This window comes from Terrimonas sp. (genome assembly GCF_003075435.1).
GTDB lineage: Bacteria > Bacteroidota > Bacteroidia > Chitinophagales > Chitinophagaceae > Agriterribacter.
Genome location: NZ_QCZJ01000009.1, coordinates 144,761 through 160,434 on the forward strand (window position 1 = coordinate 144,761; position 15,674 = coordinate 160,434).

Here is a 15,674-nt window from a genome sequence, read left to right on the forward strand (position 1 = left end):
CAGAAGGTGTAAGGCAGATGGTGTAGGTTCATACTGCTTTGTCCCGTCGCTCTCGTGTAAAGTCACACATTTATCCACTTCCCATCACCCACCGCTCACCGCTCATTGCTCACTGCCCACAGCCCTCACCCCTTTACTTCGTATGCACCACTACCTTCACGCTCATGCCCGGGCGAAGTTTTGATATAAATTCAGGAGATGCATCAAGTTTTATTCTTACCGGCACACGTTGTACAACTTTTACAAAATTTCCGGTAGCATTATCCGGGGGAAGCAAAGAAAACTTAGCACCTGTAGCGCCTGCAACAGATTCAACCATGCCCTGTGCCGGCTCATGTTTGTAAGCGTCTACTTTTATATCAACTTTTTCTCCAACCTTAAGATACTCCATTTGCGTTTCTTTAAAGTTTGCGGTTATATATAAACCGTTATCATTTACAACGGAAAGTAATGATTGCCCTGCCTGTACCAATTGCCCTAACTGAATATTTCTTTTTGAAGCAATACCATCTGCAGGCGCTGTTATAACAGTATAGGATAACTGCAGTTTAGCATAATCTACATCAGATTGCTTTGGGGCAATGTTGGTAGCATAGGCTTCGGTTTGCTGCTCATTGGTACCTATCCTTTTATTAATTACAGGCACCTGTGTCTGCGCTGCCAGTAAAGCCGCTTCCGCTGATTCTTTTTCTGCCTTCATCGCATCATACTGCGCTTTGGTAATGGCATGATCATCGTACAGGTTTTTGTAACGGTTATAATCTTCCGTAGCTTTCCATACCCTAACTTTAGCAGCCTGCACATTTGCCTGCGCTGTAGCGATATTTGATTTTGTTTCCGCAACAGCATACCTCGCAACATTTACCGATTGTTTAACCGATGCCAGGGCAGCTTCAGCCTGTTGTAGTTTTATTTTATAATCCCTGTCATCCAATATCACAAGGGTGTCACCAGCCTTTACTATCTGGTTGTCTTTAAAACGTATTTCTTTTACATAACCCTGTACCCTGCTGATTACAGGGCTTATATCTGCGTCCACCTGCGCGTTATCTGTTTCTTCATGGCTTTGCGAATAAAAATATTCCTTAAGTGTTATGATCAGCGCCACTACCAATACCAATCCCAGCAGGATTGGGAATATTATTTTTTTACCTTTTGATTTTTTCTGGTTATTACTCATACAATAGTTTTTATGCTTTGAGTTATTTTTAGTTTGTTATGGTTGAATATGCCCTGTTGATTTCAGCAAGGCATAATATGCTGCTGTCGCGTCTGATTTTGCCAGTTCGAGATTGATGCGTGATTGATACAATAATGTCTGCGCGTCTATCCTGTCTGTAGTAGTAACGAGGTTATTCTGGAATTTAGATTCTGTTATTCTCTCATTTTCAGTTGCCTGTGTTATAGCATCCTGCAGCACAACAATTTTTTCAAGGGCCTGCTTATATTGGATATAGCTTTTATTAACGTCTGTTTTTATCTGGTCTTTTATTATCTCCGTTCTGTCGGCTACCTGCTGCTTCTGGATTTTTGCCTCGTTAAGCTTGTTCTTGTTTTTGTAAAGAGATGAAATATCCCAGCCTGCATTCAACCCTATCATAAACGGAGCCAGGTAAGTGCCGCTTTTGGGAATAATATCTTTTGAGGGATTGATATAATACAGGTTTCCGGAAACACCTAATGTTGGTAATTTTTCATCCTTTACCTTATTGATATTTATATCAGATAACTGATCCTGGTATTTTAAGCCTGCCAGCTCTTTCCTGTCTTTTAATGCCTGGGCGAGATAATTTTCAAAGCTGTCATTCATATCCAGCTTATAGCTTACATCCTGCTCTTCAATAACGGTGCTGTCAGCCAAACCAAGCAAAATATTAAGATTGTAGTTTACAATTTTGCGGTTATTCTCCAGCTCTATGGCTGATAATTTCATATTAGACTTTTCCAGCTCAAAGCGCAACACGTCGTTTCTTGTAGCCAGGCCCTGGCTTTCAAACTTTTTAATTTCTTCCAGTTTACTATCAATATCTGAAAGGTTTTGAGCCAGTATTTTCTGATTTTGCTTCAGCTTGTAATAATTAATATAGGCGCTGATGATGTTGAAAGCAATTTCATCTTTATCGGTTTCTCCGTTGAGCTTGCTTACTTCAATCATAAGCGCTGCAGATTTTCTTGCGTAATGGAATTGATTGCCTGAAAATACAGGCTGACTGATGCTTAGCGTTGCCATTGTTACGCTGTTATCAAAAGGTAGCGTAAGCTTTTTAGGTCCGCCACCGTCAGAAGAAGGAATATAAAAGCTTCTTGCCAGCATAAGCGCATGGCTGTATCCTGCTGTTACTTTGGCTGTTGGTAATGATGCATCTTTTGCCTGTTCCAATTCCGCAGACGCCTTATCCACTTCATGTTTGGCGAGTGTAAGTTGTTTGCTGCTTTGTAATCCGAGAGCCACAGCCTCTTCAAGGCTTAGTGTTTTGACCTGAGCGTATACAGTAGCATATCCCGTAATTATCAGCATTACGGCGGTTGCAAATTTTTTCATTGCTTACTTGTTAAAATGTTATTCCTGATTTTTTATATCCAGATGAGCTCTTAGCAATTGTTTGAGATGTGTTTTTATCTTAGGTATCATTTTTTTCCTGTATAACTCGTCATCATTGCAGTCAATATTCAACAAACGGCAATACAGGCTTTTTGAAAGGGTGGTATGCGTAATGGTTCCCATAACACTGCCGACCGAAAGTTCAATATCTACTTTCCTGAACACCTTTTTCTTTTGTCCTTCCTGGATAATTTTTTTTACCTCTTCATAATTCTTCGCCTTGATATCAGTGATCATTGCCTTTATATCACCGGACTGGATGGTAGGCAAATGCGTTGTCATTATACAATGGAACTTATAATTGTTAAGTATCTTGTCTACGTACAGATCAATTAACCTGTCAATTTTATCCCAGGGAGTTAACGATTCGTCTTTATTCAATTCTTCCAGCAAACCTCTTGTATAATTCGACCTGTATTCCACCAACGCAGCCATCAGCTTTTCCTTCGACCCAAAATAATATGATATCATTGCCAGGTTCACACCCGCCTGCCCTGCAATATCCCTTACAGAAGTTCCGTCAAATCCTTTATCCGCAAATAACGCTTCCGCCACCTGGAGAATATGTACATGTTTGTCTGTCATCATTGCTAATTGCGGTGCAAAACTAAACAATTGTTTAACTTAAACAAACGTTTAATTAAAGAAACTGGTTAATGGCTTGTTATCGGTAAGCAGTAATTGAACGCAGGATTTTATTTTACTCTAAATTAACTGTGAATCAACGCATTAAAAAATAAAGAATAATAATGCTAATACTATTGCTGAAAAATTCCGGCATATTTCTTTTCGTCAAAGCCTATCAATAGTTGTTCTTTATATTCCAAAACGGGGCGTTTTATTATGCTGTTGTTTTGCTGCATTACCTGTACCGCGGATGGCTGATCAGTAACAGCCTTTTGTTTCGCGGCAGGTAATTCCCGCCATGTAGTGCTCCGTTTGTTCAATATTTTTTCCCAGCCTGCCTTATTACACCACTCATTTAATTTCTGAACTGAGATGCCTGCTTCTTTATAGTTATGAAATGCAAAATCAATTTTATTCAACTTCAACCAGTCCATTGCTTTTTTTGTTGTATCGCAATTGGGTATACCGTATAATGTCATAAAAAATTTTGGCAAAAGTATTTTCTGTATGTTAAACTTTTGCGCTAACCGGCTTAAATATTTTTATTGTTTCAGGCACATTTCGAATCCCGGAAAATCTACACAAACAACTCTATATATACCGTATCTTTCAATTTTAATATTATGCGTAACTATTTTCCATATACTATTTTTCCCCTTGGCGATACCGCGCTTACTGTAGATTTTGGCAACTGTATTGACCAGGATATCAGCGCACATATAATGGGCGTTTTTAAATATATGCAGGCGAACCCTGTACAAGGGTTTATTGAATGTGTGCCGGCTTACAGCTCGCTCACCATATTCTATAATCCTGCTATACTTAAAAAAGAGATCAGGAGCAGGGAAACGATAAGTGATATAGCAAAAGAGAAGCTGGAGGAAATTCTTGAAAAGAAAAGTTGCACTTTAACGGATCAGCCGCGAACGGTAAAAATGCCTGTATGCTATGATGAAGCGGTGGCGCCTGATTTGAAAACCATTTTGCGGGAAAAGAAAATTACCAAACAGGAATTGATCAGCCTGCACAGCTCTCCTGCGTACCGGGTGTATATGCTGGGGTTTTTACCCGGCTTTGCTTATATGGGAGAAATTAATGAGAAGATTGCAATGCCAAGAAAAGCTACACCACAAAAAGTGCAGGCAGGCAGTGTTGGTATTGCCGGCAACCAAACCGGTATATACCCCATCAATTCTCCCGGTGGCTGGCATATTATCGGCAGAACGCCGGTAAGACTATACGAGATGAAGGATAGCGATAACTTCAGCACTTTTTTTCAGCCGGGAGATATTGTACAATTTTATTCAATAAGCAGAGATGAATTTGAAAATTATTAAAGCAGGCATTTGCGATAGTATACAGGATTGCGGCAGGCATGGCTTTCAGTATATGGGTATTAATCCCGGTGGAGCGATTGATATGTTTTCTATGCGAACGGTTAATCTTTTGGCAGGCAATTCAGAATATGCGCCAGTAATTGAAATGAGTTTTCCTGCAGCTTCTGTTTTTTTTGACGCGCCGGCAATAATAGCTATAGGCGGCGCTGATTTTTCCGCAACACTCAATGGAAAGCCTGTTCCTTTATTTCATCCTGTTAAAACAGGCACTAACTCCACGTTGAAGTTTGAACAATGGAAGGAAGGGCGCTGGTGCTACCTGGCAGTAAACGGTATGATGGGGGCAGAAAAATGGCTGGGCAGTTATTCAACACATACAAAAATCAATGCCGGTGGCTGGAAAGGAAGATTGTTGAAAAAGGGAGATATTATTCCCTTCACTGATTTAGCTCCTGTGCAGGATGTGGACGACAAAAAGCAGGAAGTGTTAAAATGGAAAGCTGTTCCTTTTTATGACAGCGCTCCTGCTGATGAGATTTTTGTTTTGCCCGGCAATGAATGGGATTATATAACCGATGAAGGCAAGCTGATTTTCCAGGAGCAATTATTTTCTGTAAGCCGCACATCAGACAGGATGGGCTATACACTGGAAGGCGCCGCTGTCTCCATCAATATGCCATGTGAGCTTATATCTTCTGTTGTAGATTTTGGCACTATACAATTATTACCGGGCGGGCAAATGATTGTTTTGATGGCCGGACACCAAACAACAGGAGGTTATCCGAGAATCGCTCATGTTATAAAAGCGCATCGAACAAAAATTGCCCAGCTCAAAGAAGACAAGCCGCTGCGATTTAAAATTACAGATATACAAACAGCAGAAGATCTGTTACTGAAGCAGGAGCATCATCTCACCATATTAAAAAATGGTTGCTCAATGATGTGGGCTGATTATTTTAAAAAGTAATTTTCTGCATGACAAATGAACAGGCAGCAAACTTTTATGCGAACAGGCACATCACAAATCATATGCTGAAGATTGATTTGAATTGCGATATGGGCGAAGGCATGCATACTGATGAAGCCATTATGCCCTATATCAGTTCAGCCAATATTGCCTGCGGCGCTCATGCAGGCGATGAAGATACAATCAAGCGAACGATAGCGCTTTGCATCAAGCATAAAGTTGCGGCAGGCGCTCACCCGGGTTTTGCTGATAAAAAAAACTTTGGCAGAACTGCTGTAAAATTATCTCGTGAAGCATTGTATGATTTATTTTTCTCCCAGGTGTTACTGGTTAAAACAATAGCTGCACAAATGGGAGCTGCATTACACCATGTAAAACCACACGGCGCTTTATACAATATGGCGGCTACGGATAAAGTATATGCGCAAACTATTTTAAAGGCTGTTAAGGATATAGACCCGGCACTGGTTTTTTACGGACTAAGTAATTCATATATGACAGGAGAAGCAAAAGCCTTAAACGTTAAAGCCGCCAGCGAGGTTTTTGCCGACAGAACCTACCAGGATGATGGCACGCTTACACCCAGGACCAAGAGCAATGCATTAATAACAGATACATCCACGGCAGTGAAGCAGGCAATACAACTGGTTGCTGAAAACAGGGTGATTTCTGTTACCGGTAAAACCGTTTTTGTGAAAGCAGATACCCTATGCCTGCATAGCGATGGCGCTCATGCTATTGTTTTTGCCAAAACTATTTTTGAGACCTTACAGCAAAAAGGCATCAGTATTGAAACCATTTAAATCTTCCGGGTTGGGCGGAGCGTTAATGGGGGCCGCCTTTCTTATGGCAACATCTGCTATAGGCCCGGGATTTCTTACGCAAACAGCAAAGTTTACAGAAGAACTGGTTGCCAGCTTTGGTTTTGTTATCCTTATTTCCGTGTTGCTTGATATAGGCGTTCAATTAAATATCTGGCGAATTGTTACGGTAAGCAGGCAGCGTGCGCAGGATCTTTCCAATAAACTCCTGCCCGGGCTGGGCTATTTTCTTGCCGCATTAATAGCCCTGGGTGGCATTGTATTTAATGTGGGTAATATAGCAGGCTGTGGCTTGGGGCTGCAGGTAATAACGGGTATGGATACACGCACCGGCGCTATCATAAGTTGTGTTTTCGCGCTGCTTATATTCTGGTATAAAGATGCGGGTAAAACAGTTGACCTGGTTGCTAAATTACTCGGACTATTAATGATAGTGCTTACCATATATGTTGCTTTTGCTTCAAAGCCTCCGCTTGGTGAAGCTGTATACAAAACATTTTTACCAGACAAGATTGATGTGATGAAGATAGTAACACTGGTTGGCGGGACGGTTGGTGGTTATATTTCATTTGCAGGCGCCCACCGGTTGCTTGATGCCGGTATAAGCGGAAAGCCGGCTATAAAAGATGTTACCAGGAGCGCCGTGAGCGGGATACTCATTACATCATTAATGCGGTTTATATTATTTCTTGCGGCATTGGGTGTGGTATGGCATGGAGTAAGTTTGGGCAACCAGAACCCTGCAGGGGAAGTATTCCGGTCTGCGGCCGGCAGGCCCGGGTATCTGTTTTTCGGTATAGTATTGTGGTGTGCAGCCATTACATCAGTTATAGGCGCATCTTATACTTCGGTTTCTTTCTGGAAAACATTTCATCCTGCCATTGCGAAAAATGAAAAGATTATCATCAGCCTTTTCATTATCATTTCTACTTTGATCTTTATGATTTCTTCCAATCCTGTAACGCTGCTGATACTTGCCGGCGCTTTTAATGGTATAATATTACCGCTTGCATTAGCCGTTATACTGATAATAGCTGCAAAGCCTCGTTTACTGAATGGTTATAAACACCCGCTATGGCTGCAGGTTGCCGGCTGGCTGATTGTAGCGGTTATGACATGGATGAGCTGGTTAACGATAAGGAATAACATAGGGGAGTTGTTTGACAAGAGCTATCAGTCACTTCCCTAAAAAAAGGGATTAGTAGGATTTTGCTCAACAGAGAATATTTCTTCTACTTTAAGAAATTATTTTCTATAGAGGATTTTCCGATTCAGGAATTAAGTTTCCTGTTAAATGTTGCCAACCGCTTAAGTTCCCTTTTTCTCAAAGCACGGTTAAATACAGCAATTCCGCCAATCTGGCCTTTAAAAAAATTTCCCATCCCCCTTTTCAGCATTACTGCCCCAACTGTAAAATCAGAGCCATTGTCTCCTATGCCATCCGGAAAATAGTAGGGGTTCTTGGACTGTATAAGTCCGTCGGGAAAACCTTCAAATCCCCTGGTATTATTAATTAGCTCCGGCGCCCTTTTTTCAAACACGCCATCCAGGTAGCTCCTGATGTATTTGCCATCATAAGTAAATGCAATACAAACCCATATGCCGGGCGTTATAGTTTGCTTACTGGCAGCATAATCTATAGAATAAGGAAATGGTGGCGTGGCCCGCCCGGTTTTAGAAATATGACCGCAAACCTGGTTAGCGCCATTATAATAAGGAAGTGATGCAAAAAGTCCGTATTGCCGTTTCCCGCCATCCTCATATTCATTCCACATACCGGCAACAAATCCTGTTTGTTCGCCAGTCCATTTTACCCAGGCTACAATGGTTACGGTATTGGTTTGTACGTTTAATGCCCCGGTTTCATTATAAGGGATAAACAGAAAATCTTTGCCACTTAGCTTTATGGATTTTCCTGAAAGAGGTCCATCCTCTGCTACAGCAATATTATTTGATGTGCCGCTTTTCAAAAGGAGCTTGTTCTTTCCTTTTGACGTATAGCCGTTATTATATGTCGCAAAATCCCAGTAAGCAACAAGTCCTCCGGTTTTTAAAACCTGTTGTTCCTGCGCATAATTGCTTCCTAATAAGAAGAAAGAAAAGGTGATCAGCAAAAAGTATGAATTGCGTGTTCCCATATTAAAATAGCTTCTTTTAATTAATGCGTGATCTTTTAAGCGGAATCCATTTACTATTCACCCTCCTCACAGTTTGCTCAACCGTTCCGCCGCCTTCTCTAATGTTTCTTCTTTCTTGCAAAAACAAAACCGTATTACTTTATTATCAACCGGTTTTTTATAAAATGCGGAAACAGGTATAGCAGCTACACCAAAATCTTTTGTAAGCCTCATTGTAAAATCTATTTCAGCTTCATCGCTGAAATGACCATAGCTTGCTAATATAAAATAACTGCCGTGACTGGTATGCATTTTAAATTTTGTATCTGCCATCATCGAAAGAAAATAATCCCGCTTCTGCTGTACAAAATTCCCTAATGATAAATATTGCTCTTTTCGCTGCAGGAATTTAGCCAGCGCCACCTGCTTCGGACTATCAACAGAAAACACATTAAACTGGTGTACCTTCCTGAACTCTTTCATAAACGCGGCCGGTGCCACGCAATAGCCAATTTTCCAACCCGTACAATGGTAAGTTTTGCCAAATGAAAAACATATAAAGCTTCTTGCCGCAAGGTCAGGATAACGCAGCATGCTCAGGTGTGGCCTTTCATCAAAAATTACATGTTCATACACTTCATCACTTAATATAAATATATCAGTGCCGCCAACTATACGTTGCAGTGCGTTAATATCATTCTCATTAAGTATAGCGCCGGTAGGATTATTGGGCGAGTTGAGCATGATCATGCGGGTGCGGGGCGTTAGGGCTTTCTGTACTGTTTCCCAGTTAATACCATAATCGGGATATTCCAGCGGAATTATTACAGGCGTAGCGCCATTGATTTCAATATTCGGAATATAACTATCATATCCCGGCTGAAATACAATTACTTCATCGCCCGGACTGAGCACTGTGGTTAAAGCGGTATATATCGCATAGGTTCCCCCGGGCGTAATGGTAATATCGGTTTCAGGATTAACAGCAGTATTATATAAGTCAAAAATTTTCTCCGCCAGCACTTCACGTAAAGGCATATAGCCATTCATGTGCACGTATTGGTTAAATCCTTTCAGCATTGCTTCGTTTACCCGTGCTATCAGCTCATCGCTCATATTAAAATCGGGGAAACCCTGCCCCAGGTTTATGGCATTATGTTCCACTGCCAGGGAGCTCATCACTGTAAAAATGGTGGTTCCAACATCAGGAAGTTTAGATATAATTGACGCCGGCATATATGTTTTTTAGTGGCATAAAATTATCAGTTAAGTAATTACGATTTAAAAAGATTTCAGAACTTAGAGTGTAAATTTATAAAGCATTAAGAAGTGAAGATGCATTAAGCGTATCTTAACTAGATAATGACTTAATGGTTTTTGGAAGAATAAATAAAAACATAATACGATGAAAAGATCAGCAACCGCCGTTTGGAACGGATCAGGTAAAGAAGGCAAAGGTGTATTAAGTACACAAAGCACCGTATTGAGCAATACGCAGTATTCTTTTAACTCCCGTTTTGAGAATGGGGTAGGCACCAATCCTGAAGAATTGATTGCTGCGGCACATGCCGGATGTTTCAGTATGAAACTAAGCTTCGTGCTGAATGCCGCCGGCTTTACCGCCGATGAAATTCATACAGATTGCACCATCACTTTTGAAAACGGTGAGATCACTTCTTCTCATCTTGTATTAAAGGCAAAAGTGCCGGGCATTGATAAAGCTAAGTTTGACGAAGCTGCCGCTGATGCAAAAGCGAACTGCCCTATCAGCAAACTGCTGAATACTGAAATAACGATGGAAGCTAGCCTGGTATAGTACACCTGTTTGTTTGGGTGTTGAAAGGTTAGGGATGACGGCATCTCTAACCTTTTTTATTTTGTAGTATTAAATACGAAGGATGGAACACAGATGAAACGGGTATTCACGGAAAACCTCCGCATTAATCAGTTTCAACGGTGTATTTCGGTACTATTCTAAAGTGATTTTCATTTGTCATAAACAAGTCATTCATTTGTCACGCGTGTTTTTACTATACAAACATTGTATATTTGCAGCCTCCATGCAACAGACTTTAGAAATATTGGATCTGGCACAAAAACGCCCGGTGATGGTTGAAGACCTTGCTTTACTGCATGAGAAAGAACGCCAGACACCCGGTTCGGTTAGATATTCAATAAGGCGATACCGAAAACATACTCAATGGGATATAGAAGATGTGGGTATGATTTCGTACAATTATAAAAAAAGTGAGCCTTCCGAAAACAGCCTCGAGCTTAAGTTTTGTATAACCGGCAATATGTATTGCAACGGTAAAAGCTATGAATGTGGTGAATGCAAAGCAGGAATGTCGAAAAACTGCGTGGCAAAAGAAGAAACGGTTGATGTATTGCATTTTACTTTTTTAACCGAACACCTGCAGCAGTTTGTAAAAAGTACCCGATCCACCAGCTTTACCAACCGTGTTTTATCTTTTAAGCACAATACTTCATTCTCTAAAATGCTGCCATTATGCAGCCGTACAAGAATGTCGTTGGAGAGCTTGTTGAATAATACGTACATTGAAAGCCTGGAAAATATTTACGTGAATGCCCAAACACAAATGCTGTTACTATACAGCCTGGAATGTATGCTGGGCGATAAAGAAGAAGAGGTTTTTGGCGCCTGTAAATTTCTTACCAATGATGTTGACAGGGATAAGATTTTAAAAGCAAGGGATATATTATTACAGAATATCGGTGAACCGATTACTATAAAAAACCTTAGCCGCAGGGTTGCTATTAATGAATGCTATCTTAAAAAAGGATTCAAAGAAATATTCGGCACTACCATTTTTGATTTTTACCAGAGCCAGCGCATGGAACATGCAAAATACCTTTTATACGAAAAGGGGTTGAGTGTTACCGAAGTTTCACTGATGCTTGGCTATTCATCTATATCACATTTTTCTACTGCGTTCAAAAAACACACGGGTTTAAAGCCCTGTGAATTACTTTTACGATGATGTTCATCAGCGCGTATTATGATCTAAATCAGGTTATTAAGAGATGACTATATTATGACAATTCATTCTCTTGAAGATGAATTTTGTCTATTACTTTTGCCCTCATTCATGGATTATTCTTCCACATACGATATTTGCAGCGGGCTCGAAAACTTTGGAATTATCGGCATTAATTATCAAAATGCAGATATTGCTGTAAGAAGCAGTTTTGCCGTTTGCAATATCACACAGGAAAGGATTACCTTTTTTGCAAAAGAAAAAAAGCTGAAAGACATTATTGTACTTTCAACCTGTAACCGTACAGAAATTTATGGGCTGGCAAGCACGGAATTATTGATTGAAATTTTGTGTGAGGCTACAGGAAACTCCACCGGCTTATTCCACCAGCATGGTTATGTTTATACCGGTATGGACGCGGTTAAACATCTTTTTAAAGTTGCTTCAGGATTAGATTCACAGATCATTGGTGATTATGAAATTTTGATGCAATTGAAAAAAGCAGCCAGGCACGCAAAGGATAATGAACTGCTTGGTTCATTAAGCGACAGGCTGGTAAATTTTGCATTGCAGGCATCAAAGAGAATAAAGTCTGAAACCAAACTCAGCACCGGTACGGTATCAGTTGCTTATGCGGCTATTGAAGTGATCCGCGAAAGGGTTGCTGATATTGCTAATAAAAATATACTGCTGGTTGGTGCGGGAAAATTCGGCCGCAATGTTGCAAGAAATATCGGCGAATATTTTCCTGGCGCTAAAGTTCGCATTACCAACAGAACATTCAGCAAGGCAGAAGATTTTGCGCAGGAACATGATATGCTTCCCGTGCCTTACGAAGCGCTGGCCCAGCAATGTGAGGAGAGCGATATCTTGATTGTGAGCACAACCGCAGAAGATTACACTATACTGCCAGGGTTTTTTAAAACAGAAAAGCCAAGATTATTGCTGGATCTTTCTGTTCCCAAAAGCATTCATCCTGCAGTTAAAACCAGGAACAATATTACTTTAATGGATGTAGACGAAATATCTGCAATCCTCAACGATACCTTCGCAAAAAGAAAAGCTGAAATTCCAAAAGCTGTTGCCATTATAGAAGACACGCTTGGCGAATTTGTTGAATGGCATAAGGTTTTTCTTCACAGGCATTTTTTGGGGCAGGTAAAATCAAAGTTGTATGAATTAAGTGAGGCTGATTCCTGCCTTGCATTTCCTAAAGATGGTAAAGATTTCCTTATACAAAAAGCAGTGAAAACACTTGCGGTTGATCTGCGGTCTCAAACCCAAACAGCAAGAGGCTGCCAGTATATAAATACCATGCATGAGTATTTAAAAATCAGTCATTCGTAACTGATCTTCTCCTGCTTTATTTATTCATTATATTTTTTGTTTGATTTAATTTCAATATAAGTTTCCTTAGTACATTCACGCAATGATGCAGGTAGTTAAAATCGGGACCCGTGAGAGCGCTTTGGCCATGTGGCAGGCAAAAAAAGTACAGGCGCTGCTGGCAGAACAGCATATCAAAGCCGAGTTGGTTCCTATAAAAAGCGAAGGTGATATTGATCTTACCACACCGTTGTATGAAATAGGCGTGCAGGGCATTTTTACAAAGGCGCTTGATATTGCTTTACTTAAAAAGCAAATTGACCTTGCTGTACATTCTTATAAAGATGTACCTACCCAATTAGCCAAAGGACTTGCTGCTGCCGCGGTATTAAAAAGAGATTCTTACAGGGATATCCTCGTATTTAAGGGCGATAAAGAAAAGCTGTTTCATAATCTTAATATTCATGATGGCAAATGGCAAACACCCGGCGAAAGTTTTACCGGGTCAACGCTTACAATAGCTACAAGCAGTGTGCGCCGCCGTGCGCAATGGCTCAATCGCTTTCCGCACCATACGATAGATAATTTAAGAGGCAATGTAAATACCCGCCTTAAAAAGCTCGAAGAAAGCAATTGGGATGGCGCTATCTTTGCGGCTGCCGGGTTGGAACGTATTGACATCCGCCCCGAAGATAGTATTGACCTTAGCTGGATGTTGCCAGCCCCGGCACAGGGAACCGTTGTTGCTGTGTGCAGGGATGAAGATATTACGCTTAAAAAGATTTGTGCTGCTTTTAATGATAGCAACACGGCATTATGCACGGGTATTGAACGGGACTTTTTAAGAACATTAATGGGGGGGTGCTCAACACCTATAAGTGCGCTGGCAGAAATTAAAAACGGCCAGGTATTCTTCAGGGGAAATATAATTTCTCCTGACGGCAGAGATAAAATTGAAGCCGAAAGAACAGTAATAATTAACGATGCTGAAAATACAGGGAAGATTGCAGCCAATGAAATGCTTGAAAAAGGTGGTAACACAATAATTCAATCAATCCGTAATGGCATCAAATAGCATAGAGATATTATCAACCCGGAATTTAAACCAAGACCTGGTTGAGAAAGCTGGCTTGCAGGATATCAGGATAGCATCCATTCCTTTTATTCAAAATATTCCTGATGTTTCTACTGAAATAGCTAATGAAATAAAACTGCTTGCTGCGCAAAAAATAGTTGCTGTATTTACCAGCATACATGCGGTGGAAGTTGTAAAAAGTGAGCTTCCTGATATTCCGCCAACCTGGGAAATTTTTTGCACCGGTGGCGCAACAAAAGAAGCCCTGCTCGAAACCTTTGATGAGTCCGCCATTACCGGCACGGCTAAAAACGCAAGCGGGCTTGCAGAAAAAATCCTGCAGCATGTTAATATTAAACAGGTTGTTTTTTTCTGTGGCAAGCAGCGGCTTAACGATCTTCCTGAAACCCTGCAGGGCAATGGTATAAAGGTTACTGAAATTATTGTTTACCAAACGGTGGGTACTCCGGTTACTATTAATAAACATTACCAGGGTATATTATTTTTCAGCCCCAGTGGGGTACATAGTTTCTTTTCAACCAATACTATTTCTGTTGCTGTAGTATTATTTTCTATTGGCAAAACAACTACGGCAACTATTGAATCATATTGCAGCAATAAGGTAATAACCAGCCAATGGCCGGGAGAAGCCAATCTTATAGAGCTGGCGATTGAATATTTTGGAAATACAAAAAACAAAGCGGTGCGCGGCACTGATGAATAATTGCGAGGGCTACGATATGAATGATTTATTATTGAGAACATTAAGAGGAGAAGCAACCAGCCGCCCGCCTGTATGGATGATGCGGCAGGCAGGCCGCTATTTACCGGAGTATATGGTTTTAAGAGAGAAGTACGGTTTTTTTGAGAGATGCCAAACGCCGGAACTGGCTTGTGAAATTACTTTGCAGCCTGTGGATATTATTGGTGTAGATGCCGCCATACTTTTTTCAGATATATTGGTTGTGCCGCAGGCAATGGGATTGGAAGTGCAGTTGATTGAAAGCAAAGGCCCGGTATTACCCGAACCAATAAAAACCCGCAGCGACTTACAACGCGTACGTGTACCTGATGTGCACGAAACATTACAGTATGTATTTGATGCGATTCAACTGATAAAAAAAGAATTGAATGGGCGTGCCCCCTTAATTGGTTTTGCCGGTGCTCCATGGACATTGCTATGTTATATGGTGCAGGGCAAAGGGTCCAAAACATTTGACGAAGCAAAAGCTTTTTGCTATATACAACCTGACCTGGCGCATGAGCTTTTGCAGATGATAACCGATACAACAATAGCATACCTGAAAGCACAGGTAAAAGCCGGTGCAGATACCATACAGTTGTTTGACAGTTGGGCGGGCTTGCTGAGTCCTGAAGATTTCAGCAATATTTCTTTACCATATATAAAGCAGATTGTTGCCGCGCTGAAAGATGAAGTGCCGGTAATTATTTTTGCGAAAGGAGCTTGGTATGCTTTGGAAGATATGGCAGCAACCGGGGCGCATGGTTTAGGCATCGACTGGTGTATTAAACCGGAATTGGCCAGAAAAGCGGCTGGCAATAATATCACTTTGCAGGGAAATTTTGATCCCGCAAAACTATTATCACCCATACCTGTGTTGAAAAAAGAAGTAAGCAAAATGCTGAATGCTTTTGGCAATGGCAGGTATATCGCTAATCTTGGTCATGGTATTTTGCCGAATGTGCCTGTTGATCATGCAAGGGCATTTGTGGATACAGTGAAGGAGTGGGGAATAGCGATTGCAAAATAAATAAGAAGGGCAACGGGCTATCAGCTTTCAA

16 protein-coding genes are annotated in these 15,674 nt (G+C 40.9%); 10 read left to right on the forward strand and 6 right to left on the reverse strand.

What is annotated here, in order from left to right:
- Positions 1-133 precede the first annotated feature (133 nt).
- The 4 genes from DC498_RS11900 to DC498_RS11915 form a co-directional block, all read right to left on the reverse strand.
- Positions 134-1,180, reverse strand: a complete 1,047-nt coding sequence (locus tag DC498_RS11900) for an HlyD family secretion protein (protein ID WP_116874380.1) — start codon at positions 1,178-1,180, stop codon at positions 134-136.
- A gap of 36 nt (positions 1,181-1,216) precedes the next feature.
- Positions 1,217-2,542 carry a TolC family protein gene (locus tag DC498_RS11905; RefSeq protein WP_116874381.1) on the reverse strand — a complete coding sequence of 442 codons (1,326 nt, stop codon included), beginning with the start codon at positions 2,540-2,542 and terminating at the stop codon, positions 1,217-1,219.
- A gap of 18 nt (positions 2,543-2,560) precedes the next feature.
- On the reverse strand, positions 2,561-3,190 hold the full coding sequence (locus tag DC498_RS11910; RefSeq protein WP_116874382.1) for a TetR/AcrR family transcriptional regulator: 630 nt from the start codon (positions 3,188-3,190) through the stop codon (positions 2,561-2,563).
- Positions 3,191-3,360: 170 nt separating this feature from the next.
- Positions 3,361-3,708, reverse strand: a complete 348-nt coding sequence (locus tag DC498_RS11915; RefSeq protein ID WP_116874383.1) for an arsenate reductase — start codon at positions 3,706-3,708, stop codon at positions 3,361-3,363.
- Positions 3,709-3,852: 144 nt separating this feature from the next.
- On the opposite strand from DC498_RS11915, the gene pxpB reads away from it, so the two are divergent.
- The 4 genes from pxpB to DC498_RS11935 are packed head-to-tail and all read left to right on the forward strand — an operon-like array spanning position 3,853 to position 7,543.
- Positions 3,853-4,566 (forward strand): 5-oxoprolinase subunit PxpB, encoded by a 714-nt coding sequence (pxpB, locus tag DC498_RS11920; RefSeq protein WP_116874384.1) that lies wholly within the window; start codon positions 3,853-3,855, stop codon positions 4,564-4,566.
- The gene (locus DC498_RS11925) at positions 4,547-5,533 is read left to right on the forward strand and encodes a biotin-dependent carboxyltransferase family protein (RefSeq protein ID WP_116874385.1); all 987 of its coding nucleotides are present in this window, start codon (positions 4,547-4,549) and stop codon (positions 5,531-5,533) included. Before pxpB ends, DC498_RS11925 begins: the two co-directional genes overlap by 20 nt.
- A gap of 8 nt (positions 5,534-5,541) precedes the next feature.
- Complete coding sequence (locus DC498_RS11930; protein WP_240627987.1) at positions 5,542-6,336, forward strand: 5-oxoprolinase subunit PxpA; 795 nt, start codon at positions 5,542-5,544, stop codon at positions 6,334-6,336.
- Entirely contained in the window at positions 6,323-7,543 is a 1,221-nt protein-coding gene (locus tag DC498_RS11935; protein ID WP_240627990.1) for an NRAMP family divalent metal transporter, read from the forward strand. Before DC498_RS11930 ends, DC498_RS11935 begins: the two co-directional genes overlap by 14 nt.
- 82 nt (positions 7,544-7,625) lie before the next feature.
- On the opposite strand, the gene DC498_RS11940 is transcribed toward DC498_RS11935, so the two are convergent.
- Positions 7,626-8,492, reverse strand: a complete 867-nt coding sequence (locus DC498_RS11940) for a LamG-like jellyroll fold domain-containing protein (protein WP_116874387.1) — start codon at positions 8,490-8,492, stop codon at positions 7,626-7,628.
- Positions 8,493-8,558: 66 nt separating this feature from the next.
- Positions 8,559-9,707: a methionine aminotransferase gene (locus tag DC498_RS11945; protein ID WP_116874388.1), complete on the reverse strand. Its 1,149-nt coding sequence runs from the start codon at positions 9,705-9,707 to the stop codon at positions 8,559-8,561.
- Positions 9,708-9,876: 169 nt separating this feature from the next.
- On the opposite strand from DC498_RS11945, the gene DC498_RS11950 reads away from it, so the two are divergent.
- The 6 genes from DC498_RS11950 (at position 9,877) to hemE (ending at position 15,643) form a co-directional block, all read left to right on the forward strand.
- Complete coding sequence (locus DC498_RS11950) at positions 9,877-10,287, forward strand: OsmC family protein (protein WP_116874389.1); 411 nt, start codon at positions 9,877-9,879, stop codon at positions 10,285-10,287.
- A gap of 244 nt (positions 10,288-10,531) precedes the next feature.
- Complete coding sequence (locus tag DC498_RS11955; RefSeq protein WP_116874390.1) at positions 10,532-11,473, forward strand: helix-turn-helix domain-containing protein; 942 nt, start codon at positions 10,532-10,534, stop codon at positions 11,471-11,473.
- A gap of 54 nt (positions 11,474-11,527) precedes the next feature.
- Positions 11,528-12,817, forward strand: coding sequence for a glutamyl-tRNA reductase (gene hemA, locus DC498_RS11960; protein ID WP_116874391.1), 1,290 nt, complete (start codon positions 11,528-11,530; stop codon positions 12,815-12,817).
- A gap of 82 nt (positions 12,818-12,899) precedes the next feature.
- Positions 12,900-13,871, forward strand: coding sequence for a hydroxymethylbilane synthase (gene hemC, locus DC498_RS11965; RefSeq protein WP_116874392.1), 972 nt, complete (start codon positions 12,900-12,902; stop codon positions 13,869-13,871).
- Positions 13,858-14,595 carry a uroporphyrinogen-III synthase gene (locus DC498_RS11970; protein WP_116874393.1) on the forward strand — a complete coding sequence of 246 codons (738 nt, stop codon included), beginning with the start codon at positions 13,858-13,860 and terminating at the stop codon, positions 14,593-14,595. The genes hemC and DC498_RS11970 overlap by 14 nt, the downstream gene beginning before the upstream one ends.
- Positions 14,588-15,643 (forward strand): uroporphyrinogen decarboxylase, encoded by a 1,056-nt coding sequence (hemE, locus tag DC498_RS11975; protein ID WP_240627992.1) that lies wholly within the window; start codon positions 14,588-14,590, stop codon positions 15,641-15,643. The genes DC498_RS11970 and hemE overlap by 8 nt, the downstream gene beginning before the upstream one ends.
- The last annotated feature ends 31 nt before the right edge of the window (positions 15,644-15,674 follow it).

Bases quoted from the DNA above. Each gene is read 5' to 3' on its own strand.
- hemE (WP_240627992.1), top strand. From the start codon at position 14,588: ATGAATAATTGCGAGGGCTACGATATGAATGATTTATTATTGAGAACA.
- DC498_RS11900 (WP_116874380.1), bottom strand. From the start codon at position 1,180: ATGAGTAATAACCAGAAAAAATCAAAAGGTAAAAAAATAATATTCCCA.
- DC498_RS11940 (WP_116874387.1), bottom strand. From the start codon at position 8,492: ATGGGAACACGCAATTCATACTTTTTGCTGATCACCTTTTCTTTCTTC.
- DC498_RS11970 (WP_116874393.1), top strand. From the start codon at position 13,858: ATGGCATCAAATAGCATAGAGATATTATCAACCCGGAATTTAAACCAA.
- DC498_RS11950 (WP_116874389.1), top strand. From the start codon at position 9,877: ATGAAAAGATCAGCAACCGCCGTTTGGAACGGATCAGGTAAAGAAGGC.
- pxpB (WP_116874384.1), top strand. From the start codon at position 3,853: ATGCGTAACTATTTTCCATATACTATTTTTCCCCTTGGCGATACCGCG.
- DC498_RS11925 (WP_116874385.1), top strand. From the start codon at position 4,547: ATGAATTTGAAAATTATTAAAGCAGGCATTTGCGATAGTATACAGGAT.
- DC498_RS11930 (WP_240627987.1), top strand. From the start codon at position 5,542: ATGACAAATGAACAGGCAGCAAACTTTTATGCGAACAGGCACATCACA.
- DC498_RS11945 (WP_116874388.1), bottom strand. From the start codon at position 9,707: ATGCCGGCGTCAATTATATCTAAACTTCCTGATGTTGGAACCACCATT.
- DC498_RS11905 (WP_116874381.1), bottom strand. From the start codon at position 2,542: ATGAAAAAATTTGCAACCGCCGTAATGCTGATAATTACGGGATATGCT.
- DC498_RS11915 (WP_116874383.1), bottom strand. From the start codon at position 3,708: ATGACATTATACGGTATACCCAATTGCGATACAACAAAAAAAGCAATG.
- DC498_RS11910 (WP_116874382.1), bottom strand. From the start codon at position 3,190: ATGATGACAGACAAACATGTACATATTCTCCAGGTGGCGGAAGCGTTA.
- DC498_RS11955 (WP_116874390.1), top strand. From the start codon at position 10,532: ATGCAACAGACTTTAGAAATATTGGATCTGGCACAAAAACGCCCGGTG.
- hemA (WP_116874391.1), top strand. From the start codon at position 11,528: ATGACAATTCATTCTCTTGAAGATGAATTTTGTCTATTACTTTTGCCC.
- hemC (WP_116874392.1), top strand. From the start codon at position 12,900: ATGATGCAGGTAGTTAAAATCGGGACCCGTGAGAGCGCTTTGGCCATG.